Source organism: Streptomyces sp. NPDC026394, assembly GCF_055567735.1.
Genome location: NZ_JBVHPX010000009.1, coordinates 313,773 through 337,008, shown reverse-complemented (window position 1 = coordinate 337,008; position 23,236 = coordinate 313,773). Strand labels below are relative to the sequence as shown.

22 protein-coding genes and 3 pseudogenes are annotated in these 23,236 nt (G+C 71.1%); 6 read left to right on the top strand and 19 right to left on the bottom strand.

The features are described 5' to 3' along the window. Positions 1–1,051 (bottom strand): annotated as a pseudogene (locus ACZ4QV_RS22925) (IS630 family transposase); the annotation flags it as partial. Positions 1,052–1,340: 289 nt separating this feature from the next. On the opposite strand from ACZ4QV_RS22925, the gene ACZ4QV_RS22920 reads away from it, so the two are divergent. Next, positions 1,341–1,466 (top strand): hypothetical protein, encoded by a 126-nt coding sequence (locus ACZ4QV_RS22920; RefSeq protein WP_361638570.1) that lies wholly within the window; start codon positions 1,341–1,343, stop codon positions 1,464–1,466. A gap of 18 nt (positions 1,467–1,484) precedes the next feature. Next, complete coding sequence (locus tag ACZ4QV_RS22915; RefSeq protein ID WP_361638568.1) at positions 1,485–2,006, top strand: hypothetical protein; 522 nt, start codon at positions 1,485–1,487, stop codon at positions 2,004–2,006. Positions 2,007–2,136: 130 nt separating this feature from the next. Here the strand turns inward: ACZ4QV_RS22915 and ACZ4QV_RS22910 are convergent, their stop codons facing one another. From ACZ4QV_RS22910 to ACZ4QV_RS22895, 4 genes and pseudogenes are all read right to left on the bottom strand, one after another. Then, the gene (locus tag ACZ4QV_RS22910; RefSeq protein WP_467763353.1) at positions 2,137–2,490 is read right to left on the bottom strand and encodes a DUF317 domain-containing protein; all 354 of its coding nucleotides are present in this window, start codon (positions 2,488–2,490) and stop codon (positions 2,137–2,139) included. Positions 2,491–2,637: 147 nt separating this feature from the next. After that, positions 2,638–3,258, bottom strand: a pseudogene (locus ACZ4QV_RS22905) (hypothetical protein); the annotation flags it as partial. 324 nt (positions 3,259–3,582) lie between these two features. Next, positions 3,583–4,695 carry a DnaB-like helicase N-terminal domain-containing protein gene (locus ACZ4QV_RS22900; RefSeq protein WP_467763346.1) on the bottom strand — a complete coding sequence of 371 codons (1,113 nt, stop codon included), beginning with the start codon at positions 4,693–4,695 and terminating at the stop codon, positions 3,583–3,585. Continuing rightward, positions 4,695–5,888 carry a DNA cytosine methyltransferase gene (locus ACZ4QV_RS22895; RefSeq protein WP_467763345.1) on the bottom strand — a complete coding sequence of 398 codons (1,194 nt, stop codon included), beginning with the start codon at positions 5,886–5,888 and terminating at the stop codon, positions 4,695–4,697. Before ACZ4QV_RS22895 ends, ACZ4QV_RS22900 begins: the two co-directional genes overlap by 1 nt. 110 nt (positions 5,889–5,998) lie before the next feature. On the opposite strand from ACZ4QV_RS22895, the gene ACZ4QV_RS22890 reads away from it, so the two are divergent. Then, on the top strand, positions 5,999–6,247 hold the full coding sequence (locus ACZ4QV_RS22890; RefSeq protein ID WP_467763344.1) for a hypothetical protein: 249 nt from the start codon (positions 5,999–6,001) through the stop codon (positions 6,245–6,247). 148 nt (positions 6,248–6,395) lie between these two features. Further along, positions 6,396–6,905 (top strand): GNAT family N-acetyltransferase, encoded by a 510-nt coding sequence (locus tag ACZ4QV_RS22885; RefSeq protein ID WP_361638560.1) that lies wholly within the window; start codon positions 6,396–6,398, stop codon positions 6,903–6,905. Here the strand turns inward: ACZ4QV_RS22885 and ACZ4QV_RS22880 are convergent. The 14 genes and pseudogenes from ACZ4QV_RS22880 to ACZ4QV_RS22815 form a co-directional block, all read right to left on the bottom strand. Next, a complete protein-coding gene (locus ACZ4QV_RS22880) occupies positions 6,881–9,178 on the bottom strand; it encodes a tyrosine-type recombinase/integrase (protein WP_361638558.1) in 2,298 nt (765 codons plus the stop codon). The two genes, ACZ4QV_RS22885 and ACZ4QV_RS22880, sit on opposite strands and share 25 nt — an antisense overlap. A 125-nt stretch (positions 9,179–9,303) precedes the next feature. After that, positions 9,304–9,993: a GAF and ANTAR domain-containing protein gene (locus ACZ4QV_RS22875; RefSeq protein WP_361638556.1), complete on the bottom strand. Its 690-nt coding sequence runs from the start codon at positions 9,991–9,993 to the stop codon at positions 9,304–9,306. A gap of 115 nt (positions 9,994–10,108) precedes the next feature. Beyond that, complete coding sequence (locus tag ACZ4QV_RS22870; protein ID WP_361638554.1) at positions 10,109–10,864, bottom strand: GAF and ANTAR domain-containing protein; 756 nt, start codon at positions 10,862–10,864, stop codon at positions 10,109–10,111. A 665-nt stretch (positions 10,865–11,529) separates the two neighbouring features. After that, positions 11,530–11,661 (bottom strand): hypothetical protein, encoded by a 132-nt coding sequence (locus ACZ4QV_RS22865; RefSeq protein ID WP_359295344.1) that lies wholly within the window; start codon positions 11,659–11,661, stop codon positions 11,530–11,532. Continuing rightward, positions 11,658–12,755 carry a tyrosine-type recombinase/integrase gene (locus ACZ4QV_RS22860; protein WP_361638552.1) on the bottom strand — a complete coding sequence of 366 codons (1,098 nt, stop codon included), beginning with the start codon at positions 12,753–12,755 and terminating at the stop codon, positions 11,658–11,660. The genes ACZ4QV_RS22865 and ACZ4QV_RS22860 overlap by 4 nt, the downstream gene beginning before the upstream one ends. A 34-nt stretch (positions 12,756–12,789) precedes the next feature. Further along, positions 12,790–13,320, bottom strand: a pseudogene (locus ACZ4QV_RS22855) (adenine nucleotide alpha hydrolase family protein); the annotation flags it as partial. Between the two features lie 292 nt (positions 13,321–13,612). Beyond that, on the bottom strand, positions 13,613–13,945 hold the full coding sequence (locus ACZ4QV_RS22850) for a hypothetical protein (RefSeq protein WP_467763343.1): 333 nt from the start codon (positions 13,943–13,945) through the stop codon (positions 13,613–13,615). Between the two features lie 21 nt (positions 13,946–13,966). After that, positions 13,967–14,767, bottom strand: coding sequence for a hypothetical protein (locus tag ACZ4QV_RS22845; RefSeq protein WP_467763342.1), 801 nt, complete (start codon positions 14,765–14,767; stop codon positions 13,967–13,969). An 87-nt stretch (positions 14,768–14,854) separates the two neighbouring features. Further along, complete coding sequence (locus tag ACZ4QV_RS22840) at positions 14,855–15,460, bottom strand: hypothetical protein (protein ID WP_467763341.1); 606 nt, start codon at positions 15,458–15,460, stop codon at positions 14,855–14,857. Between the two features lie 84 nt (positions 15,461–15,544). After that, positions 15,545–16,156, bottom strand: coding sequence for a hypothetical protein (locus ACZ4QV_RS22835; RefSeq protein WP_467763340.1), 612 nt, complete (start codon positions 16,154–16,156; stop codon positions 15,545–15,547). A 335-nt stretch (positions 16,157–16,491) separates the two neighbouring features. Then, on the bottom strand, positions 16,492–17,100 hold the full coding sequence (locus tag ACZ4QV_RS22830; protein WP_467763339.1) for a hypothetical protein: 609 nt from the start codon (positions 17,098–17,100) through the stop codon (positions 16,492–16,494). A gap of 45 nt (positions 17,101–17,145) precedes the next feature. After that, positions 17,146–18,933, bottom strand: coding sequence for a type IV secretory system conjugative DNA transfer family protein (locus tag ACZ4QV_RS22825; RefSeq protein ID WP_467763338.1), 1,788 nt, complete (start codon positions 18,931–18,933; stop codon positions 17,146–17,148). Between the two features lie 277 nt (positions 18,934–19,210). Next, positions 19,211–19,537 carry a hypothetical protein gene (locus tag ACZ4QV_RS22820; RefSeq protein ID WP_467763337.1) on the bottom strand — a complete coding sequence of 109 codons (327 nt, stop codon included), beginning with the start codon at positions 19,535–19,537 and terminating at the stop codon, positions 19,211–19,213. Between the two features lie 269 nt (positions 19,538–19,806). Further along, positions 19,807–20,460, bottom strand: a complete 654-nt coding sequence (locus tag ACZ4QV_RS22815; RefSeq protein ID WP_467763352.1) for an SPDY domain-containing protein — start codon at positions 20,458–20,460, stop codon at positions 19,807–19,809. A gap of 988 nt (positions 20,461–21,448) precedes the next feature. Between ACZ4QV_RS22815 and ACZ4QV_RS22810 the strand changes: the two genes are divergently transcribed. Together ACZ4QV_RS22810 and ACZ4QV_RS22805 are read left to right on the top strand one after the other, a co-directional pair. Then, positions 21,449–22,549, top strand: coding sequence for a helix-turn-helix transcriptional regulator (locus ACZ4QV_RS22810; protein ID WP_361152089.1), 1,101 nt, complete (start codon positions 21,449–21,451; stop codon positions 22,547–22,549). A 5-nt stretch (positions 22,550–22,554) separates the two neighbouring features. Then, positions 22,555–23,055 (top strand): sigma factor-like helix-turn-helix DNA-binding protein, encoded by a 501-nt coding sequence (locus ACZ4QV_RS22805; RefSeq protein WP_361152092.1) that lies wholly within the window; start codon positions 22,555–22,557, stop codon positions 23,053–23,055. Positions 23,056–23,236 lie beyond the last annotated feature (181 nt).

Sequence of the window (23,236 nt, the reverse complement as noted above, 5' to 3'; positions counted from 1 at the left end):
AGGCCGGTTCCGGCGATGAAGCCGTCGAGGGTGCCAGGCCGGTACTGGAGGCGTTTGAGCCGGTTGCGGACGAGTGTCTCCAGGCGGTCGAGGGCAACGACAGCGAGGTTGGCCAGACTGCGTTTGACGTGCGCCCATACCCACTCGACCGGATTCAGGTCGGGCGAGTAGGCAGGCAGCAGGAACACCGTCAGCCACTCGCGCTCGTCGATCAACTTCCGCATTGCACGCGAGACATGGGTGCTGAGCCGGTCCCAGACCAGCACGATCGGCGCCTTGAGGAGCTGGTGGGCGCCGTCGATCAGCGCGATGAAATCGCGTTCGCCCATGCTGCGGCGCTTGCCCTTGCCCGACGGGTGACAGATCAGCCGGTGGCACAGTCGGTTATGCGAGCCCGGCCGCATCGCGATCAGCCCGGCCACCGACAACCGCCCCGAGCGGCGTCCGCTGACCGTGGCGACCGGCGTCACGCCGCGCCGGCCCCAGGTGCGTCCTTTGGGCGGCTTGCGGGTCAAGCCTGCCTCGTCCTCGAAGCAGAGGTAGCCCCCGCAGACCGCCCGGGCCCTTTACCTCGGCCCAGGTCGCCTCCTTCCACACGGTGACGGCCTGCTCGTCGCGCTCGGCCACCTTCCGGGCGGGCACCTGCGGGGAGAAGCCGAGCCGGTGCATCAGCCGAGTCGCGCCGGAGACGCTGTAGGAGACGTGGAACTTCCTGCCGATCAGCGTGGCCACCCGAGCGGCGGTCCACACCTGGTCCTCCCCCCAGCCGTGGGCGGCCGGCCCCTCCTCGAGGTACATGGCCAGCTTCTCCAGGCAGCGCGGGGACAGACGGCACCGCGACCCGCTCGCTTCACGCGAGGCCAGGCCCTGCACGCCGCCCTCCCGCCACAGCTGTTGCCACCGGTAGGCCGATTTTCGGCTCACCCGCAAGCCGCCGTGCGACCTCCGGCGGTTTGACCTTCTGCTCGAACATCTCAGCCGCCTGCATCCGAAGCGACTCCCGGCGCTGACGCCCCATGACAGTCAACCCACCCCCATCCGCGTATCTCACACACCCCGGAATACAGCCAACACCCCAGCCCCATCAGTAACTTCGGCGAAGATCACCCTGACGAGCCGAAGTCAGTAACCCCTGCCCCGGGGGGCGGGCCGGGCCAGCAGGCCGGCGTCGATCAGTCCGGTGACGGTTGCCATGGTGGGCTCGTTCTCGTTCACGGGGCGGGGCCCCGAATGGCCCCGCAACTACATCTTCGACCTCAAGGAGATGCGGGGCTCCCGCATCTTCGCCCGCGTGAAGGCAGCAGCCCTTGACCACCCTCCGCCCGCACAAGACTGTCCTGGTGTTGATCGATATCGAGAATGCGATCGGCGCCCGCGCCCAGCCCTCTGTGGCCCTCGTCCGCCTGACCGCCTTGCTGGAGCACACCCCCGCCGAGGCGCTCGTCGTCGCCGCCTGCTCGCCCTGACGCATCCGGCCTGATGTCATGCGCGTCCTGACCGACCGCGGCGTGAAGGTGCTGTCCGCCGGGACCGGGCCCGACGCCGCCGACAAGGTCTTGCTGAACCGTGCCCGCCAGGCCGCGGCCCAGGGCGTACGCCATTTCACCGTCGCCTCCGGCGACGCCGCCTTCGCCCCTCTCGCATCTCTCGGTGAACTGCGCGTCCTGGCCTGGGAGAAACAGACCGTCAGCAGGCAGCTCGCCAAGGTCGCAACCGTGAGCCACATCCCCCGCATCCGCCGTACCCCCGTCCCCGTCCAGCCTGCAACCGCACAGACTAGTCAGACCCCCGCACCAGATGCGTTGGCACCGCCGCCACCCCTGCGGAAACCGCCGGCGAACCCAGCACCGTCGCAGCGCGCACCGCGGCCCTGGTCCACGGCGCGGTGGGGTGGCGCCGCAGCCACCGTCATGTTCTGCGGCGGCCTCGCCTTCGGCGCCGGTTCCGCGCTGGGCAGCCGCCTGATCCACCTGACCGTAGACGCCGTGGTCCGGCCTCGCGCCTGACAGGTTCTCGGCTCCTGACTGGGCCCCACCTTGCCAGCGTTCACCCTCACCGGGCTCAGCGTGCTGGTGACGAAGGTGCCAGACGGAAACGGCCCCGACCTATGGCGATCGGGGCCGTGATTTCGCCTTCTTACGAGCGTGTCCGGGAGGTGCGGAGTGTAGGGGGCTGGGGCGGGAGGGCGGGGGCCGGTGCGGTGTGGTGGGTCCGTCGCGGTGCGCCGGTGGAGGGCAGCCGACGAGTGACGCGCCCGTGCGCGAGTTCGTGCGCGAGTTCCTGCAGGGCGGTGGCGGGGATGCGCGGTGAGAGGCGGAAGCGCCAGGTGGGCCGGTCGATGCTGGTTCCGGCCCAGGCGGTCCAGCCCGGCAGGTTCTCGGCGCTCCGGGTGGTGCGGGCGTCGAAGCGCAGGCCGGCGCCGTCTCCGTTGGGCGGTGTCCACTGGATCCCCCAGGTGTAGCTCGTCTGCTGCCAGCCCGCTTTCAGCAAGGCGGAGGCCGCCTGGGCCAGGTCCGGTTCGGGACTCGCGACGCGGACGTGTCCAGGCCCCGTGCCCTCGTGCCCCAGGCGGTGTGCGTCAGGGGAGGCGAGGGTGTCGAGCAGGATGCGGACGAGGGGCGCAGGCGTACGGGCACTGGCGGTGGCGTGCCAGAGGCGCTCGCCGACGGGAGAGTCGTAGACGGCGAAGGCCCAAGCCGTGTCCCTGGGGGCGGCCTCGTGGGTGAACCGGCCCGCCGGGTGAGGGATTCGTGGCTGGCGATGGTCGTCTCGTCGCTCCAGGTGCGGTACTTCTCCCAGTCGTGATGGTTGTCGAGGAAGTCGGCCAGCAGCGCTTCGTGGTCGCCGGCATCGGCGGCGTAGACGGGAACGGTCCGGGGCGCCGCCTCGTGTGCCTCGGTCTCTGACTGCGCCTCGCGTACAGGAGTCAGGGCCTGTGCGGCGGCGTGTTCGGTGTCGGTGGCGGGGGCCGGGCCGGGCCGGACCGCGGCGCCGTGGAGGCGCTCGAAGTCGGAGATGGCTTCTGCGGCGCTGGTGAAGTCCAGGGCGATCTGTCGCAGGTGGTCTTCGCCGTGCAGGTGGACACTGTGGCCGTCGCGGTAGGTGCCGACGGCGACGGTGGTCCAGCCGTCGTGGGCGTGCAGGTGAATGATCAGGCGTCCGGACACGATGTCGTCGTGGATCTGCTGGGCCTGGTCGGAGACCTCCCGTATCTCGTCGCGGTCCAGCCAGTGCAGGGGATGGCCGGTCCAGTCCCACTCGGTGTCGATGTCCTCTTGGAGGATGGTGGTGATCTCGACGGTGAGGCCCGCCGCGCGCAGGGCGTGGGCGGCCTGCTGGGCGTAGTGGGGTTCCTCGTGGTCGATGCGGGCCAGGACCAGGGTGCGTTCGCCGGTGGCGCGGAAGCCGTGGACGCTCAGCAGGGCCCGCGCGGTGGTGGGGGAGGAGCCGGTGAGGGTGGCGGTGACGGCGGAGGTGTGCTGGGGGTGGCGGTCGAGGCGGACGTGGGCGGCGGTGTCGGGCTGGGCCATGGTGCTCGTTTCTGGGTCGGCTGGACGCGGCGGCCCGGCCGGGCAGGGTGGGTTATCGCCAGACGCGGGTGACCGGTGAGGCCGCGGTGGTCCGCAGGCGGGGACCGGCGCGGGGCACGGCCGGCGTGCGGGGCGGGGCGGGGGTGTGGGTGGCGTGCTGCCAGCGGGTGCGTCGGGCGGTCAGGTCGGCCAGGGCGCGGCGGCTGCCGGTGGCGAGCTGGTGCGGGGTGTTGGCCGCGTCGTCGGTGAACGCCTGGATGTACTGGGCGGTGGTGTGGGCCTGGGCGAGCAGGGCGCGCCGCAGGATTTTCTCGCCCCAGTGTTCGGGGGTGCCGACCGGGGTGGTGAGCAGGCCGAGCAGGTCGGCGGGGGTGAAGTCGGCGGTCAGCAGGTGCTGGTGCTGGGCTTCCCACAGCACGGTGACCGCGTCGACGGGCTCGCGGCGGTGCACCAGTGCGGTCAGGCACGTAAAGAGCTGTCCGTGCCGGGGCAGGGCGAAGTCGTCGGGCTGCAGCCAGCGCATCTGACGCAGCCTGGCGGGCTGCGCGGTCGCACACGCGAGCAGCGCCTGTTCCTCCTCCCGGGCTTCCCAGCCGACGGTGGGCCGGGCGGGCGGGGGCTGCGGAGTGCGGGGCAGCGAGCCGGGGTGCGGGGCGAACCGGCCCGACAGGGTGTCCAGGAAGCCGGACAGGGCGTCGCACCGGGCCAGGACGGTGGCGGCCGGGTCGGGAAGCGACCCGTCGGTGGCGGCCTGGGCGAGGCGCTCGGCGTGCTCGCGCAGGGTGCGGCGGGCGTAGTCGGCTTCGATCATCCGGGCGTAGGCCGCCGCGTGCCCGGGCCAGGGACACCGGTGCACGAGACTGTGCAGATAGGAGGCGGTCAGCCCAGGCGCCTGGGGCTGGGCAGCGTCCAGGACACGGCGCAACCACACCGGGGCCGTGCGGTACTCGTCGGCGCCAGGCACGGCAGCGGTGCGCATCGCTGTGTACAGGGCGCTGTGGGCAGGGTCGCCGAAATGCTCGGCAGCCAGCGAGCCGAGTCCGTCCAGGCGGGCTGGTTCGAGGAGGAGGGCGCCGAGCAGGGCCTGCTCGGCGTAGTGCACCGGCGCCGGGGGCTGCGTGTTTTCCAGCCCGGTGCCCTCGGAGGGCGCGGAGGTGAAGGGCATCAGGCGGCCAGGGTGAAGTCGTCGGGGCCGAGGGTGCGGCCGAGGTGCGGGGCCAGCAGGTGAGCGGCGAGCCGGGGCGGGACGGCGTTGCCGATCTGGGAGAACTGCTGGCCCTTGTTGCCGGCCCACGGGTAGTCGGCGGGGAAGGTCTGCAGTACGCCCGCTTCCGGGGCGGTGATGCGGATGGCCTCCGGGGCGGGTGCGTCCCCGTCCGCCGCTGTGGTGTGGGCGGGTTCGGCGACCCAGACGCACTCGTTGGCGCGGTGCCCGAAGAACAGCGTCCCGGCCGACTCGTCGGCGCGACGGATGGTGGCGTTGGCCTGGCTGTTGGTGCGCAGCGACCACGTCCTTGCGGGGGCGGTGCCGGCCGGGCCGCCGGTGCGACGGGTGCGGGGCGGGTGCTGCCAGGTGCCGCGGTCGCGGGCGTCGGCCAGCGTCTTGCGCGAGCCGGAGGGGAAGGGTTCGGGGCCTCCGCCGGGTCCGCCCCCGGCGCACACGGTCGGCACGGGCCGGTCGGTGGCGCCCCAGCCCAACGCCTCGGCCATGGACACCCAGCGGGCCCGGCCGGGGCCGAAGAGCGTGGGCGGTTCCGGAACGCGGGCGTGCGTGGGCTCCGGCGGTACGGCGGGGTGGGTACGCGAGGCGAGCAGGATCGCCCGCCGCCGCGTCTGGGGCACCCCGAAGTCGGCCGCGTTGAGAATCCCGCACCACACGGAAAACCCCCACGAGCGCAGGATGGCCGCGTACTGCTTCCACAGCGGCAAGACATCGGGCACTTCCTCCATGGCCACCCATTCCGGCTCGCCCACCGTGTTCAGCGCATGGAGGTAGCGCATGGGCTCGGCGGCCAGCAGCGAACGCACATCCCGGCAGGCACCGAGCAGCTTCTCGCGGGTGTCACGTCCGGCGGCCAGATCGGCGACGGCCTGGTGGACCAGCGGCTGGTCGAGCAGACCGAGCCGCTTGCCGACCATCGACCACGCCTGGCACGGAGGCGAGGCGATCACACCCGTGCAGCGGCCGAGAAACGGCCCCACCGGATAGCGGGCGACATCGGTACGCAGCGTCAACTGGCCCGCCGCCGCGCGGGTGCGGCAGGCCCACGCGTCCCACTCCAGGCCGATGTCCCGTATGCCCAGCACGGACAGGGGGTACGACCAGCCGCCGGGGCCGGCGAACATATCCAGGATCACGCGGCCAGCCCGAAGTCGTCCTGCCTCGGCTGCTCGCCGCGGCAGGCCCAGGGCGAACAGCCGTCGGCCACGCCCTCCTCCAGCGCGACGAGGCCCTCATGGACGGGGCCTTGGTCGCCGAGTTCGGTCTGGCGGGCGGCCCATTCGGCGGCGGTGGCGTGGTCGATGGGCGCCTGGTCGAGCGGGACGCGGGAGCGGTGCAGGAATGCCTGGCCGAGCAGCCGGTTGCCACAGGCGTTCGCGCGGGCGTTGCCGCCGCGGATGGCCGCGTCGAAGGCGACGACGTCGGCCCACTCGGCCGGGCTGTGGTCCCGGATGTGCCGCCACTGGGCGTTGCCGTGGAAGGGGCAAGTTATTGAGAATCGAGACAGGGGTGTGCCCTTTCGTGTGGTGTTGGTTAGGAATGGTTTGTGATCATGGGCGGATGGTCAGTCCGATACCGCCGGTGGTTGCTCCCGGCCGGATGAGTGAGAGTGCGAGCAGCCGGTCTTCCGGCTTGCCAGCGGCATGCAGCTGCGCCCGTGGGAGGTGAGGGACGCTGGCGCGCTCGCTCAGTCGTGCCTTGGCCCAGACGTCCGGCGCTGGAACCGTCCGGCGCATCTGACGGTCGAGTCGGCCCGTGAGAAGATCAACCAGTGGCGGGGCCCCTGGCAGAGTGAAGACGCCGCGATCCGGGCCGTCGCCTTGGAGGGCGGCGAAGTCCTGGGGCTGATCGGTCTTGCCGGCCTCGACCTACCGGGTGGGCAGGGCGAGTTCCTGTACTGGCTGCTCCCTGCCGGCCGCGGGGGCGGGCTGATGGTTGAAGCCACCATTCATGTCAGCCGCTGGGCCCTGGAGGACCTGGGTCTCCACCGTCTGCGGATCGTTCATTCGGTCGCGAACACGGCATCCTGTCGGACCGCGGGAAGGGCAGGGTTCCGGCTGGAGGGAACGATGCGCGAGGCATTGCTGCATGCCGACGGGTGGCACGACGAGCACTTTCACGCACGGGTTCAGGGCGGCGACTGGCCTTCTTGACCAGTCGGCTCCTGGCCCGGCTTGCTCGTGTCTGTCAGCCGGGTGAGGGGGATGAAGGCGGTAGTGGTTCCGAGGTCTCGTGGTGTCGGACCCGCGGGGGTCGGGATATCGGCCAGCCTCTGGGCCAGGGCGGTGACAGCGTCGCGGTCGCCCTCGAGGGCTTCGCGTTCGTCGTCGGTGAGGTCGACCTGTTCGAGCATCCTGTTGATGCCGTCCTTGACCGCGAGGAGCTGACCCTTGGCCGACTCCTTGGGGACGTAGAACGGGCAGCGGGCGCAGGCCATGCGGTGGGGGCACTTGGCGAAGAAGTCGTAGCTGCAGTAGCCATCGCCCAGGTCGTAGTACTTCCAGGGCTGTTCGCCGCCGGCGGCGGCGCCGGTCAGGATGCTGTCGCGGTCGATGAGGACCTCGATGGTGCGGATGTTGCGGGCGAAATAGTCGGCCTTCCGGTAGGCGGCGGTCAGGGTGCGTTGGAGGATCTTGGCGTAGTAGCGGGTGCTGGCCGGGTGCTTGTGGCCGAGCCATTGCTGCAGGTCGCCGAGGGTGAGGGGCTCGCGGGCGTTGAGGAGCTGGGTGGCGATGGTGCTGCGGGCCCGGTGGCTGGTGAGGGCGCCGCGGGAGTCTTCTGCGGGGATGCCGGCCTTCTGGCAGAGGGCCGGGATGATGTTCTCGTTGAGGTAGGCGTTGCCCACCGGCTGGCCGCGGTGGCAGAAGAGGTACTGGCGGGACAGGCCGGTCTTGCGGTCCGCGAGGTCGGGCTGGGGTGAGCGGACGAGTTTCCAGGCGTCGATCAGTTCCCCGACCAGCGGGTCGACGGGCTTGGCGAAGGGGCCGCTGGTCTTGTTCTGCGGGATGTGCAGCAGGCAGATCGGGTAGGTCTCGCCGGTCCGCTCGTCGGTTCCTTCGTCCCAGGTGATGCAGTCCAGGTCGAGGCGGCGCAGCTCGTCCATGCGGCAGCCGGCGAACAGCCAGACGCCGACCATGGCCCGGACCATCTCGATGGGGTAGTAGGTGGCCTGCCAGCCCGCCAAGCGGGCCCGCGGGGTGCCGTAGGGCTTGAGGTCCTCGCTGTTCAGGGTCAGGCCCGCGGCCATGAGTTTGGCCCAGGTGGCGTCGTCGATGATCCGCGGGTTGGGGACCAGGAGGGCGCGGAGCGACAGCGGCAAGCTCAGCACCTGCCGTGGGTCGAACCTCGGCTTGATCCACTCCCATTCGCTCAGGTCATTGAAGAAGCCGCGGAGGCTGTCGATGCGGGTCGCCTTCCCGCGCGGGCTCAGCGGCTGTCCGAAGCGGGAGCGGTTGCGGCTGTGCCCGGCCCACTGCCCGACGTTGGCGGTCATCGTGTCGGCGATGTACTCGGCCGCGATGTCACGTGTCCAGTGCTCGGGAGCGACGGCCTCAGGGTGCCTTTCTGCTGCCCAGCGGCCGGCGACCAGGATGGCGGAGAGCATCGACCGCTTGGTCCCGGGTTCGTGGGTGACCAGGCGCATCCACCGCAGGGCCGCATGCCGCCACGGCGGTGGGACCGTGGCCAGGGCCGCGGCCTCCGGCCCGGCCCTGTCCTGGTTGGGGCGCAGCGGCGAGGAGATGATGCCCTTGTCGGCAAGGACCCGGGAGATCTTGAACAAGCCGCGGCGGCGGCTCGTCGCGCCGGTGGAGCGGTAGTGTTCCAACAGGTCCTCCAGAAGAGGTCTGTGCAGGTCCTGAAGGTGGGGGCTGTTGTTGCTCAGCAGCACGTCGATGGTCGTGTTGCGGACCTGCCAGGGCAGCAGGTGAGTGGAGTTGCGCCAGGCGGTCAGGGTCTCTGCGATGGCATCGACCGCGGGCTGGATGGTCTGCGGGCCGAAGACGAGGTCCGCGAGACGGGCCAGGCTGGTGATGCCCGCGGCGGCGTGCAGGCGGTGGTGACCGCCGAGCTGGTGGCCCAGGGCCACCACATGAAACCGGAAGTCCCCCGCGTCCGCTGCGGCTGCGGCCCACGTCGCCTCGTCCCAGGTCCAGTACGGCCTGTGCCATCGGTGGACCTCCTTGAGCAGGCGAAACCTGGCCGAGCGTGCCTTCTTGGGATCCCAGGCGGTGGTGACCGTGTCGATCGGGATGATCAGGCGGGCCAGATCTGCGGCCGAGCGGGCGTGCATCGCCTTCAACGGGGCGATGTGCTCCAGGGCGGTCACCTCCTTCGGGGCCAGATCGGGCAGCAGGTGCATGGTCAGTCGGTGGCCGGAGGTGCGGTTCACGGTCTCCCCAGCAGACGGGTGTCCGTTCTTGCTCATCGCTGCATCCGTGAGTCTTCGCTGACTGGGTAGTGACGACCCGCACTGACTGGTGTGGTCCGGATCTGCCCGGCCTGGCCGTGCGTCTTCGGCCTTCTGGCGCGGCCAGTCTGCTGATTGGTGTGTCATGTGGGGGCTGTCAGGCCGGGTGGGTTGCGGTGGTCGATGATGTCGCGGGCGAGGTCGAGGATGGGGCGTCCGGTGGTGTAGGCGTGGGAGCGCAGCAGGAGCAGGGCCTGGTCGAGGGGGAGGTGGAGGCGGACGGCGAGCATGCCGCAGGCTTGGTGGATCTCGGCGCGGTGCAGGGTGGCGAGGTCGGTGGTCGGATCGCGGCGGCCGTCGGCGCCGGGCAGCAGGGCCAGCAGCAGGAAGGTGGCGGTGTCGGTGAAGGCGCCGGTGTCGAGCTGTTGCTGGAGGGTGAGGGGGCCGGGGCGGGTGCGGTAGCCGGTGAAGGCGCCGAGCCGGACGGCCCCGATGGCCAGTGGGAAGGTGAACAGGGCGCGGGCCCCGGCCTGCAGGGCCTCGGGCAGGAAGGCGGGCCAGCGGGTCTCTGGCAGGCGGGCCAGGTCGGATTCGCAGATGGCCCGGCCGTGGCGTACGCAGTCGAGGGTGGGGCCTTCGCCGAGGGTGTACTGCAGGTCCTCCAGGACCGTGCCGAGGCGGTCGCCGGGTGCGTGCCAGAGCAGTTCGGGGGCGTGGCCGCCGGCTTCGGCGGAGATGGTGACGCAGGCCAGGCCGAGTGCCTGGGCGCAGCGGTCGGCGGGCAGCAGGCCCAGGCCCGGGGGGCTGCCCAGGGAGCCCAGGAGGGCGGTCATCAGCGGGCTGGTCGGGGGGTCACGGGGCGAGGGCATCTGCCTGGCCCTTCCGGTGTGATCGCGGGAAAGCGGGCTTGAGCTGGTGCTGACCGTGCCCGGGGCAGCGGGCGGGCTCCTACGCGGGTGGTGCGGTGAACTGTTCGGGATCGGCCTGGCCGTTGATGACCTGGTGGGAGAGGTCGGTCAGCAGGATCTGGTGGTGGCGGGCTCGGGCGCGCAGGCGGGTGAAGGCTTCGTCGGGGGTCAGGCCGAGGCGTTCGGCGAGCATGCCTTTGGCCTGTTCGATGACCACGCGGGTGCCGAGGGCGCCTTCGAGCTGTTCGTTGATGAGGGTCTGGTCGCGGATGGCGCGGTATTGCAGGATGCCGATGGTCGCGGCGTCGGCCAGGGCCTGGGCCAGGCGCAGGTCCGGCTCGCTCAGGGCCTGGGGGCGGGTGCGGAAGAGGTTGAGTGCGCCGATGGCGGTCTCGCGCAGGCGCAGGGGCACCGCGGCCGCCGCGGCGAAGCCGCGTTCGGCGGCCCATCCGGTGAAGCGGGGCCAGTGCTCTTCGGCCTGGTGGGTGTCGAGAGGGGTGTCGGGGATGGGGGCACCGGTGTGGATGCAGTCGCGGCAGGGGCCCTCCTGCCATTCGATCTGTGCCAGCTCCAGGCGCCGGGTTCGTTCGTCGGAGGCGGTGGCGTCGACCATGCGTCCTTGCGCGTCCAGCAGGATGACCCCGGCTGCGTCCACCGGCAGCAGGCGGGTGGTGCGTTCGGTCAGGGTATGCAGGAAGTCCATCACGTCGAACTCGGCGACCAGGGTGTCGGCGAGTTCGACGAGCACGGAAGTGATCTCCTCTTCACGGGAGACCCGCTCTTGCTCGGCGGGCATGGCACTCCCTCTCGATCCTTCATTCGGGGGTATGGCGTGGTTGCGCCGGGCGGGGTCAGGGCCCGGCGACGGCCTCGTAGGGGGGCGCGCCTTCAGAGTGGCACCGGCACGGACCGCCACCAACCTCTGGGCTCCGCTTTCGTTCAGCGATGCGCACCCGCGCCGGATCCGTCGCGGGCTGCACTGCCCGGAGGCCGCCGTGACGGCCGCAACCGCCGGCCCCTGTCGTCTAGCGCGCAGGGGCCGGCGTACGCACCTGACCAGGTCCCGTTCGCGTGCACCGGCACGGACGGCACGACGTACACCATCCAGCGGGCCGCCGTGGGGCGTTCCGGGTCAGGCTTCCCGGCGTCGTCGGCGCCGGGCTGCGCGCCGGATCCGCATGAGCCGGCAGTGCTCGTCCAGCAGCCGCCGGTTCTCCTCGACCAGGGGACGGACCGCCCTGCGTAACGCAGCCGCCCGTTCACGAGCCTGCCGCGCCCGCTGCCGCACAGCCTCCGCCCGCGCCTCCACCGCCATATCCCGACTACTCCAAGACGGCACTGTCCTGTCGACTACCACCGCAGCCCCTCCAGCGACACCGGCGCCGCACCTCAGCCTTCGCCCACCCGCAGATCACCGCTGGCCGGGCAGAACCGGGGCGCGGGCCAAAGCAGGGTGGCGTGTCAGGCGGAGCGGGGCGGGACGCGGTCGGTGAAGGCGCGGATCAACGTTTCGATGGCGTCCTGCGGCAGAACGTGTTCCACCACGGCGGCATCCACAGCGGCCTGCGCCCCCGCCCCTCGATGCAAGGTCACACGGATCTATGCGAGACCGCAGGCAGCTCAGAGCTGCCATCTGCAAGATCAACCCCTACTAGACAACGGGCGAGGAGCCGTTCGCGGTCAGCGTGGAGGGCGGCGTTGGCCCGGTGGAAGCGGGCGGCGAGCTCACGGCCGGAAAGATGGATGTAGCGCATGGTCGTGGTCAGGTCGCGGTGGCCGGCGTACTGGGCGATCTGATCGATGGTCCAGTCAGCGCGGGCCAGGTCCGTCAGCCGCAAGTGCCGGAACGTGTGCGTGGAAAGGCGATCGACGCCGGATGTGCGGCTGAGACGTTCCACGATCTTCGACCAGCTCGATACTCCGAGCGGACCACCCGGATTCCGGTTCGACACCGACCGCAGCAGGGGCCCGCCGGCCCTGCCGACGGAGCTGCGTCGTTCAGCCAGATAGGCCATGAACAGCCGTCCGGTCGCCTTGCCGTAGGCGACTTCCCGAGACCGCCTGGACTTCGTTGTCTCCGCTCTCAGCCGGATCAGACGGTAGGCGGGATCGAAGTCGTCGCCGGATAGCTGGACGAGTTCCTCACGCCGCAGAGCGCCGTCGTAGGCGAGCGAGACCATCAGGCGGTTCCGCAGCGGCTCGGCGCGAGCAGCCTCCAGGATCCGCTGCCAATCGGCCTCCGTGGGTAGCCACGGTGCCTGCTCGATGCGCCGCACCAGACCCCGCTTGGGGCGGCGCCCCCGTCTGCCCGCCTGCCCGCGCCGAACCGGGTTCCGCTCCCGCAGCCCGTCCTCCACGAGGAACTCATAGAAGGAACGGACCGCCACCAGCCGCTGCTGCACCGTCGCGTTCGCAAGGCCCGGGCCGGCTAGAGTCGCGCCTTCTCGCCGCGGCCGGACCGGGGTGCGCTCCAGCATCTCCCCGACCCACGCCGCCACTGTGTCCGCCTTCGCGTCCAGCGGTTCCGCGCCCTCCGCGGCACAGAACCGCAGATGGCCCTCCACCGCGCGGCCGTACGCGTCGATTGTGTTCGGCGCCCGCCCGATGTTCGCCAGGAACTGCAACCACCGGCGGGCTTCTCGACCTGCTGCCAGGGTGGGGAACTTGCCCCAAGGGACATCGACCATGGCTCCAAGCTAGACTCGGTCGATTCCACATAAGACAGCCCAGACAGCTCGACTTCGGGGTGTCGGCCAGACCGCGCTGCTTGAGGTAGCGCAGGCAGTCGGCGCGCGACCAGTTCACATCCTGGATCAGGGGGTGCCGGTTGCGCATGTAGGCGACGTCGGCGTCCTTGGCCCGGCGGAACTCATCGGTGGAGATCCCGACCCACTGCTCGACGAACACACCCTTGGGGATGCGCCGGGGATACGGGCAGCCCAGGAGGGCGCGGACCTGCTTCTTGATGGGTTTGATCTTGTATTCGCCGGTGCACTGGCGCCGGGTCATCCTCGGGCGCCCGTCCTGGTTGAGGACGTGCAGCGGCATGGAAGCGAACCGGTGGTCCGGGTTGAGCGCGTCGTTGCGGATGTTACCGGAGGAGACCCGCAGGATGGGGATGCCGGCCGGTTCGGCTATCTCCTTCTCCAGGCGGTCGAGGTGATCGTAAACGGCCTGCGGCTCCCAGCCGGTGTCGGCGAAGATCGCGCAGTCGACGCGCGGAAGGGTTCCTTCGGCGGACAGGGCGAGCAGAGCACTGGACTGCACACCGGCGCCAAGGGAGAGGGATCGGAAGGCGGGGGTTGCGGAAATGGGGCGTCCTTGCGGTGTACGGGGGCGGCACCCGCGGGTGCGGTCAGCGCCGGACGGGGGCGGAGCGGGGCGGGGCGGGCGCCGGCGGCGGAAGCGGTGAGGCGAGAGCCTGCGGCGCGGTGAACGAGGGGCGCACGCTGTCGAGGCCGTCGGCCAGGTGGCGGGTAGTGTCGGTGGCGTCCCGCAGCCATTCCCAGACGGGGGCGGGCAGTTGGCGAGCGGTGTCCCGGGCCTATTCGAGGATCTGGGCGGCATTGCGCAGCTGTTCGGCAAGCTGGGCCAGCACCGCCTGCTGCTCATCGCCGGTGCTCACGGTCCCGAGGGCTTGCAGGAGTTCGTCGAGGGCTGTGGGCAGCGGTGACGGGGCGTCCGGCAGGCCGTACAGCCGGGCGTGCAGGGACCGGGCCACGACGGTCACCGGACCGCCGGAGCCCCGGTGGCGGAAACGGGGGTCGGCCAGGCGCCGCACATTGAAGCTGGCGACTACGTCGCGGGGCGCGGCGTCCGGGTGGATCTGGGCGGCGAGGGCGATGTCGTGCGGGGTGGGCGCGTCATCGGTGGACATGGGAACTCCCGGGGACGGAGCTCAGAGAGAGCGGCTGGTGGTGGCTTTGAGTGCCGGCGCCGGGCGGGCTGCGGTGCGCGTGGGCGCCGGGGGCCGGCCGAAGGTGGCGGCCAGGTCGCGGCGGCCGTCGGCGCTCAGGTGCACCCGCTCGTCGTGCAGCCACAGCGGGCAGTCCTCGCGGGCGACCAGGCCGCGGGCCTCCAGCGAACGCAGGGTGCCGGTGGTGATGCGCAGGTCATCGCGGCGCAGGTACGGCTTGCCGTTGAAGATCGTCACCTCGCCGCGCGCCACCGCACGCAGCGCGGCCTCCTGCGCGGGGGAGAAGGCAGGCGGCTGCTGTGAGGGGGTCGCGCCCCGGCGGCGCCGGTCGGTGACGAACAGTTCGGCGGCCGCCAGCGTGTCCTGGGGACCGAGCGCGGTCAGCTCCCGGACGAGGATGAGGCGGCTGTTGGCCATCTGAAGGGCCTGCCGGTAGGTCAGCAGCGGGTCGTCGCCCTTGACGGGAACGCCGGCCCGGGTGTCGTCGAGGATGTCCTCGGCGTCCAGGAGGTGGTCGGCTGCGTCGGTGGCCAGGTGGGCGAGCTGGCGGACCCGCGCGTACACGGTGCTAATTTCCGGGCTGGGGTACATCGGCTGGGCGTTGAGGTCATCGATGATGTCCAGCGCCGAGCGGGCCAGGTGCTGGGTGGAGGTGGCTTGCTGGGTCAGAGCGGTCGCGGGACTGGAAGCGTCCAACTGCAGGCGGGAGAGGTAGTCGTTGTGACGGGCGAAGTCGGTCCCCAGGAGCAGGAGCTGTTCGGCCGGGGCGGTGGGTGCGGTCATCGGCGGCGGGACGGTTCCGTTCGGTGCGCGGCCCGCGGAGGCGTACGGGACAGGCACGTTGACGTGGCGGTAGGGCGTTGACGGGTGTCACCGGCGGGGTGCGGACGGCTTCGCGGAGGCCACGGGCACGGGCTTCGCCATGGCGGGGACGAGGGACTGGCCCTGACCCGGCTGCTGCTGGTGCGCCAGCTCGTTGACCTCGATGAGGGCCCGGCCGTGGAGGGACCATTGATGAAGGTGGGGCCAGGCTTCGGCATGGAACTCAGCGAGCCGCTCCTCGTACGCCGCGGTTCCCTCCACGGCGTCCTTTGGCAGCTTGTGACGGTCGTCGAGCCAGGCATCGTGGGCCTCGTACAAACGCTGTGTGCTGACGCCCAGTTGGGCGAGCTGCCAGGCGTGGCGCAGCGCATGGTCCGAGGCCGGCATCTGGACGAGCTGCTGCTCCGCGGCGGACACCAGCTCATCGGCGTGGTAGTACACGCGCCCGAAGGCGCCCAGGGTGTCCTCGTTGCGTTGGTTCTGTCGGTGGGCGTAGGCGTCGGCGTCGTACGGCTGGGCCGTCTCCGGATCGCTGTGCCCGGCGGAGTAGGCGTCCCATGCGGCCTGGATCTGCTCGCTCTTGTGCAGGTAGTCGCAGAGCTGGGCCAGGTACAGCCGGTGCGCGTGGCCGTGAGGCGGAGTGGAGATACGCAAGTGTGAGACTCTCAGTGATCGTGGTACTCCCGCCGCGCAGAACGGGACGGGCCTGGACGGCTGCTCGGCACGTCGCCTGGGCTGTCAGCGCGTACGGCGCGGCCGGTCCGGAGCCGGGGCTGCGGGCGGTGTGCGCGTGTGGCCGCTGGTGCGGGCAGGGGCGGCGGGGATGTCGGCGGGGGTGCGGGATCCAAGGCCGATGCGAGCGCCCAGGTTCTCCATGAACAGAGCGATCTCCGCCTTGACGACCGCGCCGAGCTGCCGGGACTCGTCCGTGCCGGCGGGCAGAGCGTAGCCGTCTTCGGTGGCGATGAAGCCGTGGCCGGCCAGGACGCGGCGGGCGGCGTCGGTGCGGGCGGTGGCGGTGACGCGCTCGCCGGAGACATCGAAGTGGACATCCGGATCGGGCAGCGGCACGTCCGGGTTCCAGCGCGTGGTCCAGCTCAGGTCGGACACGTCCCAGGTGTGCTGAAAGAGGAAATGCATGGCGTCGCCGGTGCGGGTGTGGGCCTGCTCACCGGCATAGGCGGGCGGCAGCAGATACAGCGGGCGGCCCGGGATGCTGGGCTGGCGGGCGGTGAAGCCGTGGTCGGTCAGGATGCGCTGGGCCGCGGGGAGGGCGCGGTTGAGCAGGACGAAGGTGTGGCCGTCGTCGGTGGACCCGATGACGACGTCGTTGTGGTCGATAAAGGCCATGGTGCTCCGAAGGGCAAAGCGGTGGTCGGGTAGCGAAGTTGCCGCCGGTGGCGTCAGACGGCGGGCGCCGGGGGTGCACGTGGCGGGGTGAAGCCGGACTGGGCCGGGGCGGCCTTGTCGACGGCGCGCTCGGTGGCGGCCTTGGAGGCGTGGGCGGGGGCGGCGGGCAGCTCTTGGCGCCGGACTCGGTGCCCGGGTCAGCAGGTTGTTCCCGTTGTGGAGTTGGCGGTTGGGGTGGCGACGGTGCGTACGCCGTCCGTCGTCCCAATGAACATCGGGCAGCCCCGCGCAGGACATGATCTGCGGATCAGGAGAAGGCGCTGAGCCGGTTGCGGTCAGCGTGTTCTTGGGGCGGCTGTGGGCCCAGGGGGTATCGGGCACCGGGTGTTGGCCGCTGTACGCGCTGCTGCGGATGAAGCGGCGGTGGCGCCGGGGCCAGCGAGAGCGCGGTCGATGAGCTGCTGGTCCTCGCGTTGGGCGGCGGCGGAGGCCAGGCGACGGGAGAGCCGATGTGCCAGCCTGCGGTACGCCTTGGCAGAGGCATCCATCCTCTCGGCGGCGTCGTTCAGGACACGCCGGCTTGCCTGCGGGCTCTCATCGGCGTCCTCATACAGCAGCACTTCGGTGCGGGTGTGGATGGCGAGAGTGCACATGGCGGCGGCCAGCGATACCTGGGCGGAGACCTCGGCGAGTTCGGCGAGGTTCTCGTGCCCGCCTTTCATGACCGCGTACTGGCTGGTCGACAGCATCGCGAGCTGCTGTGTGCACCGGGTCGCCAGCTCCTGTGCCCGGACGGCGAGCGGCGCCAGCTCGCGGACGGGCTTGGGGGTCTCTCCGGCACGGACCTGTTCCACCTCCGCTCGCAGCGATTCCAAGGTGGGAGCCACTTGGCCGAGGACGCGGGTCTGCTCGGACAGGTCGACGAACTGCAATCCGAACTCCAAGGAACTTCAGGGGCGAGGGCACCGGGTGGCGTGAGGGGGGAGGGGTTACGCGGCGGTGCCGTAGTCGTTCTGCTGGGGGGCGTGCTTGGCAACGGCACGGGCGGTGATCGCCTTGGAGGCGCGGGCGGAGGCGGCGGACAGCTCCTTGGCGCCGGGTTCGGCGTACCAGGGGCGCAGGGTGAGCATGGCGGCGCGCATGCCGGTGGCGAAGCACAGGGCGGTGCCCTTGGCCAGGGCGCGGATCGCGTCGGCGGGCAGGATCCGCTCCTGGCGCATCGATACGGAGGTCGACTTTCCGGACTCGGAGTGCGAGGTGGAGGTGGTCTCCACCTCGTGGTCGCCGATCAAGCGGCTCAGCTTGTCCGCGAAGTCCGGGTCGTCGATGCCGCTGCCGATGACCTTCACGGTCGAGGCGGACCACATGGCGTCCATGCCCGCGTCCCCCCAGACTTTCTGGCCCTGCCGGTAGGACTGCAAGATCGTGATGGGGATGATGCCGCGTGAGCCGAGGTGGGAGTACAGGTCGGGCAGGTCGCTGATCTTGCACACGTTGGCGGCCTCGTCCAGGATCGCGAGGGCCGGCGGGTCAAGACGTCCTCCGGCCCGTTCGGCCTGTGCGGTCGCGGCCCGCATCACCGCGTCCGCACATGCAGCGATCAACGCCGATGCGCCGCCTCCGCCGTCCTTGCTGAGGAGGTAGAGGGTGTCGGAGGAGGTGACGAACCGCGACGGCTGGAACTCGGCAACGTCCTTCTGCGGTGTCACCCATGCCGCGATCTCCGAATTGAGCAGGGCGGCGGCGTACTGGCGGGCGGTTTCGAAGATACCGTCCCTGGTCTCCGGCGGGCCTTCGACGGTGCCCTTGAGCTGGGCCGCCACGGCGGCGAAATCATGGTCGCGCAGGATGTCCAGCGGGGTGCGGTCAGCGGGGAAGGCGAGCCAGGCCATGATGTCGGTGATCGGACGCTCGTCGAGGGCGGCGGCCAGCAGCAACTGGCTCAGGATGTTGGAGCCGGCCTTCGACCAGAAGTCGCCCTGCTGCGAGGCGTCCACCGAGGCGGAGACGAAGTGGCCCGCCAGCCTGTTGGCGCCGTCCAGGGTCTTCGCGGTGGCCAGGGGGCTCCACCACATGGTGCGTGCGGCGTGGGCGATCTGCTGCGGGTCCATCGACCACGTCCGTCCTACGCGCGAGCGGGCGTCCACGGTGGCGGTGTAGGCGTCGCCCGCCGCCTTGTTGCTGGTCAGCAGGACCGGGCCAGGGGCGTTGAGGATGGCGGGGACGGCCAGGCAGGTCGTCTTGCCCGAGCGCGGCGCCATGATGGCGACGGCGACGTCCTCGTACCCCATCCGCACCTCGTGCGGGGTGCCTTGGAGGTTGCCGAGGAGGATGCCGGTGTCCTGGGCGGCGATGTGCTTGGTGTCCTTCAGGCTCGGGCGCAGGGTCCGTGCCTTGGCTTCGATCGCTTTCGCCATCAGCGGTTCGATGTCGCGCGCCTTGGCCATGCCGGTGATCTTTTTCTTCCGGCTGCCGCTGCGGTTCTTGCGGCGGGACCACAGGACGCCGGCTGCGGCACCGAGGACGAGGAGGGTGGCGGCGGGAACGATGCGGGCGCCGACGAGCAGGGACGTTTCTGTGGCCTGGGGCCAGAGCTGATCAGGGTGGAGCAGGGCTGCGGTCGGCTGATACGGCGCCCACGGAAGGCTGGTGAGGCAGGCGGTGATGTTGCCGGACAGCCAGGCAAGGTTGGAGAAGGGGACGACGATGGCGAGGGCTCCGAGCAGGAGCCGGAAGGCGATGTCGTACCCGTCGGAGCTGTTGGAGGAGGGGGGCAAAGGGGCTATGTGCTTCCGGACGGGGACGGAGAGACCAGTAACTGCGGCCGTTCCAGGCCGAGGCCCTCGCAGGTGCTCGGGTTCTTCGGCGGGGCGTCGCGACGGGCGGTGGGGCAGGGAGGCGGTCTTCCGGGCGGGAAGAGACCTGCACAGTGGGTAGGTCCCGGCGCGGGCGCGTCACGAGACTGGGCTGGCGGCCGGGACGCTGAGCGGGTGCTGACGCGCGGCAAGGGGCCACGGATCGGGCACGGCGACGATCACGTGTGCCGGCGTACGGTTACCTGCGTACCGAAGGGGACCGGTCGGGTGCGGGCACCGCGGTCGCAGTCGGTGGTAGGGTCAGCGGAGCAGAGGTGTGTCGGGCCGCGGAGTTGATGTCCTGGAGAACGTGGCCGTGGGTCGCCCAGTCGTCCAGGTAGCTCCAGGATTCGGCGTGGTACTCCGCGAGAGCGTCGTCGAAGACGGGGGTGCCGGGACGGGCTCCGGCGGGGAGGCCGTCGCGGGTGAGCAGCCATTGTTCGTGCAGGGCGTCGAGGCGGTCGAGCGCGGTGTGCAGGATGCCGAGCCGGTACACCCAGTGGCTTTGCACCGCACCGGTCGGCATGGTCCTGAGCTGGGTGTCGGCGGTGGCCAGCAGGTGGCGGGTGCCGGCGCGGATGTTTTCGAAGGCTTCGGCGGTGTCGGCGTCGCGCTGGCTTTGGCGCAGCCCGTAGGTGTGGTCGTCGTGCGGCCAGCCGTCGAGGTCGGTGTGCTCGTCGGAGTAGGCGTCCCAGGCGTCGAGGATCTCTCTGCTGTCGCGGATGTAGTCGTCGAGGTGCTGCAGGAACGCGCGGTGAGCGGTGTGGTCGGGGGAGACGGTGGAGTCCTAACGGGTCAGCGGCGGGCGGCCGGACGGGTGGCGGCGCCGGTCATCGGCGAGGCCGTGGTGGGGCGGGCCGGTTGCTGGCGGCGGGTGGCGCGGGCCTGTGCGCGGATGGCGTTGAGCCGGTTGGCGTGGGCGGCGACGACCTGTTCGGGCGTGTGCGGGCTTGGTTCCTGCACGACGCTGTGGTGGGCGGTGCGGTCGAACATGCCGCGCTGGAGCGGAGCAGGGTCGGCGAGCCCGGTGATGAAGGCGGCCACGAGATGGTCGGGAACCTGGCCGTCGAAGCGGGCGTGCCAGATTCGGGGGCCCAGGAGCGTGCCGTGTCCTGGCTCGCAGGTCTCGACGTGCCAGAACCCCCGGAGATCCTCCTGATCAGGACAGCGTTCCACATGGCACATGCGGTCGGGGGAGTGGGCCGTGGTCGCGTCGCTCAACAGCCATCCCGCCGACTCAAGGGCCTGGAGTGGGTCCGGCGGCTGGGGCGGCGGCGGGGCGGTGAGGGCGTCGGTGAGGCGGCCGAGGATCTCGGCGGGCACGAGTTCACCGAACTCGGCGTACCAGCCCGGTTCGGTTCCGGTGGGCGCGGCCCGCAGCCGCCACCACGCGGAGGTGACGGACTGCGGGTCGAAGTGCAGGGTGAACCGTCCGTTCGGGCTGCCCAGGATGATCTCGGGGCTGAACGGGTCGGACGTGCGGTCCCAGCCGGCTGCGGCGAGTGCGTGGGTGACGTGCCGGGCATCGCCGGCGCCGGCGAGGTGGCGGCGGACTTCTGGGCAGCGGCTCTCAGCTTCCGCCGGTTCCCAGTGGCGCTCGCACGCCAGAGTGCGAGGCGGTCCGGGTGGCTGCGTCGATGCTTGGAGCCGGTCGGGCCGCCGGCGCTTCGTTCACTCGAAAGTGTGCACGGCGCGTCAATAATGGTTGACGCGAGGTGCGCGTACCCGCGACTGGGGTATCCGGAGGGGGCGTGACGCCAAACGGCCGGTAATTGGCCAATCCTGAAGGCTTGAAGGTCCCGCATGACCGTTTTTGATCATTTCGGGGCGTGATCGCTCCGCCGCACCGCCCGACCGGCTTACGGAAAGTTTATGTGCAGGGCTGAGGTCGAACGGGGCGGGCTCAGCGTGCATTTGCACCGGTCGGGAAGCGTATGACGGAAGGCGGGAACGGGAGATAGCTTTCCGGTGACGACCTCGGGCCAGGTAGCGAGTCTTTCCCGAGGTCACCTACTAGCATCGATCAAGCGAGGTATTCGTATGCCCGATCGCCTGTACCAGGAGAACGTTTGGGTTTTCCTGATAACGCACGACGCTAGCATTCCGCGGCCCGTCGTTCGTGAAACAGCCCCCCTTGCTGCCCGGGTTGTCACGGCCCCGGCAGGGCTCTTCCTCTGCCTGGTCGTCACGGCGTGGCTGCTGGTGCACGAGCCCGCGGCGTCCGTCGCTCCGGCCGGCGCTCTGGCTGCTGCTGTCACCGCCGCGTCCGGGGCTTGCACCACCTGCATATCCCTTCGCCTGCGCTGACGTACCGGTGGGGCATCCGGCTGGCCCGCTGCCCCACCGGACCCGCTGCAGCGCGTCACCGGCCGTCGCCTCGGGCCGTGCACTTTGCGTACCCGGGGCGGGGCGAAACAGCCCAGGGGAGGGAGAAACGATGGGCAGCTTCAACACCACCGGCCGTTCGGCTGCGCAACACGACCGGTGCGCTCAGTGCCAGGCCCCCTTCGAGCAGCGCACGGGGCCGGGCCGGCGCAAGGAGTACTGCAGTCACAGTTGTCGTCGTCGCGCGCAGCGTCAGCGTGACGGCCAGCGCGTCAGCGTGCCTCTGGCGACCTTGCCGTGGGGGCGGGACATCGCCGAATACCTGCAAGTGCTGGCGGCGCGCCTGGTCGACGCTGAACATGACAGGGCTCCGCTGCAGGTCCTGCTCGAGCACGCGGAACGTCTGGCGAAGGAGATCACCTACTACCGGGCCGCAGCCGTACAAGACGCCCGAAGGGCCGGCTGCGGCTGGGAGGTCGTAGCGGCCGCCGCGTGCGCCGAGGTGGAGACGGTACGGTCGCGCTGGGGGGAGAGCGCCCTCAAGCGCCTGTTCGCCCGGCGCGCTCGTGATCAGCGCATCGCTGACCCGCCGGGCCGTCAGGTGCCGGGGCAGGCGAGCACCGCCACGCATCCGGTAGCCCAGGCACCGTGCCCGGCGCGCCAGTTCGCGGCCGCCATGGCTCAGCTGCAGCGGACCAGCCGGGTCAGTTTGGAGGAGGCGGCCCGCCAGGCCGATCTTTCACCCTCGTACCTGTCCCGGATCCTGTCCGGCAAGCGGTTGCCGTCCTGGCCGGTGACCCACATGCTGGCCAGCATCTTCCAGGCGCCGCCGGCCGATGTGCGCCATCTGTGGGAGGCAGCCCACGGTCTGGGCGGCACGCGTCGGCGCAGCCTGGCTGGAGCGGCGGATCGGCTGTGCGCTGCGCTGCGCGGCCTGCATCTGGCCGCCGGCTGCCCCGATGCGGCCCGCCTGGGGGCGTCTGCCGGTGGTCTGAGCGCCGTGACCGTCACCGAGGTCCTGCGCGGCCAGCACGTCCCGGACTGGGAGCTTCTCGCGCGCCTGGTCAGCGCGCTGCACGGCCGCCCCGCTGACATCCAGCCGCTGTGGGAGGAACTGCATTACGCCTTCCTCGTGGCCCAGGACGTTTTTCCTCCCGGTGGTCTGGCCCGCACGAAGCTGCCGGCGCCCTCGGAAGCCCTGGACGAGGACTGACCGCCGTGGACCGCCGCCGGCCCGCCCTGGAGCCCGCCACGATGGCGACGTCGGTCGCGACCGCGCGCAGCGACCTGGCGCTGCGCGCCTTTCGCCAACTGCACCACGAGCACTACCTGCACTACGTACAACTGCGTACGGACGACGCCGGCCTGGCGCCGGCCGTGGCCGGGGCTGTCTTCACCGAACTGGCAGTTCTGTGGCCGCGGGTGCTGCGCAGCGCCAACTGCCCGGCATTCGCCTGGCGTTTACTGGGGACGCACACCGAGAAGGCCGTGCGGGTCTTGCCGGCTGACCGTCAGGAGCGGGCCGACCACCTTCACCGGCTGCTGCCCGCCGACCAGGCCGACGCGGTGCTCCTGCATCAGGGCCTGCGCCTCTCCGCGGCTGGTGCGGCAGCCCTGATGGGCACGGCTCCGGAGGCGGTGCGAGCCAGCCTCGCCCGTGCCCGCCGGGCCATGTCTCACATCGCCGCAGTGGCCGCGTCCGGCCTGCCACCCCGGTAGCCGACCGCCGCACCGGTGCCACACGGCGCGACGGTCGAAAGTCTCCACCGTGCGGTGGCCGAATCGCCCCCGGGCTAGCGCGTTACACCCCTTCGCGGCCTGACAGCGGCGGGTAGCCGCCCCTACCATGGCCTCTTGCTCTTCCATGACGGGCCTACGGGCCCGCAGGCCGGCAGGGGGA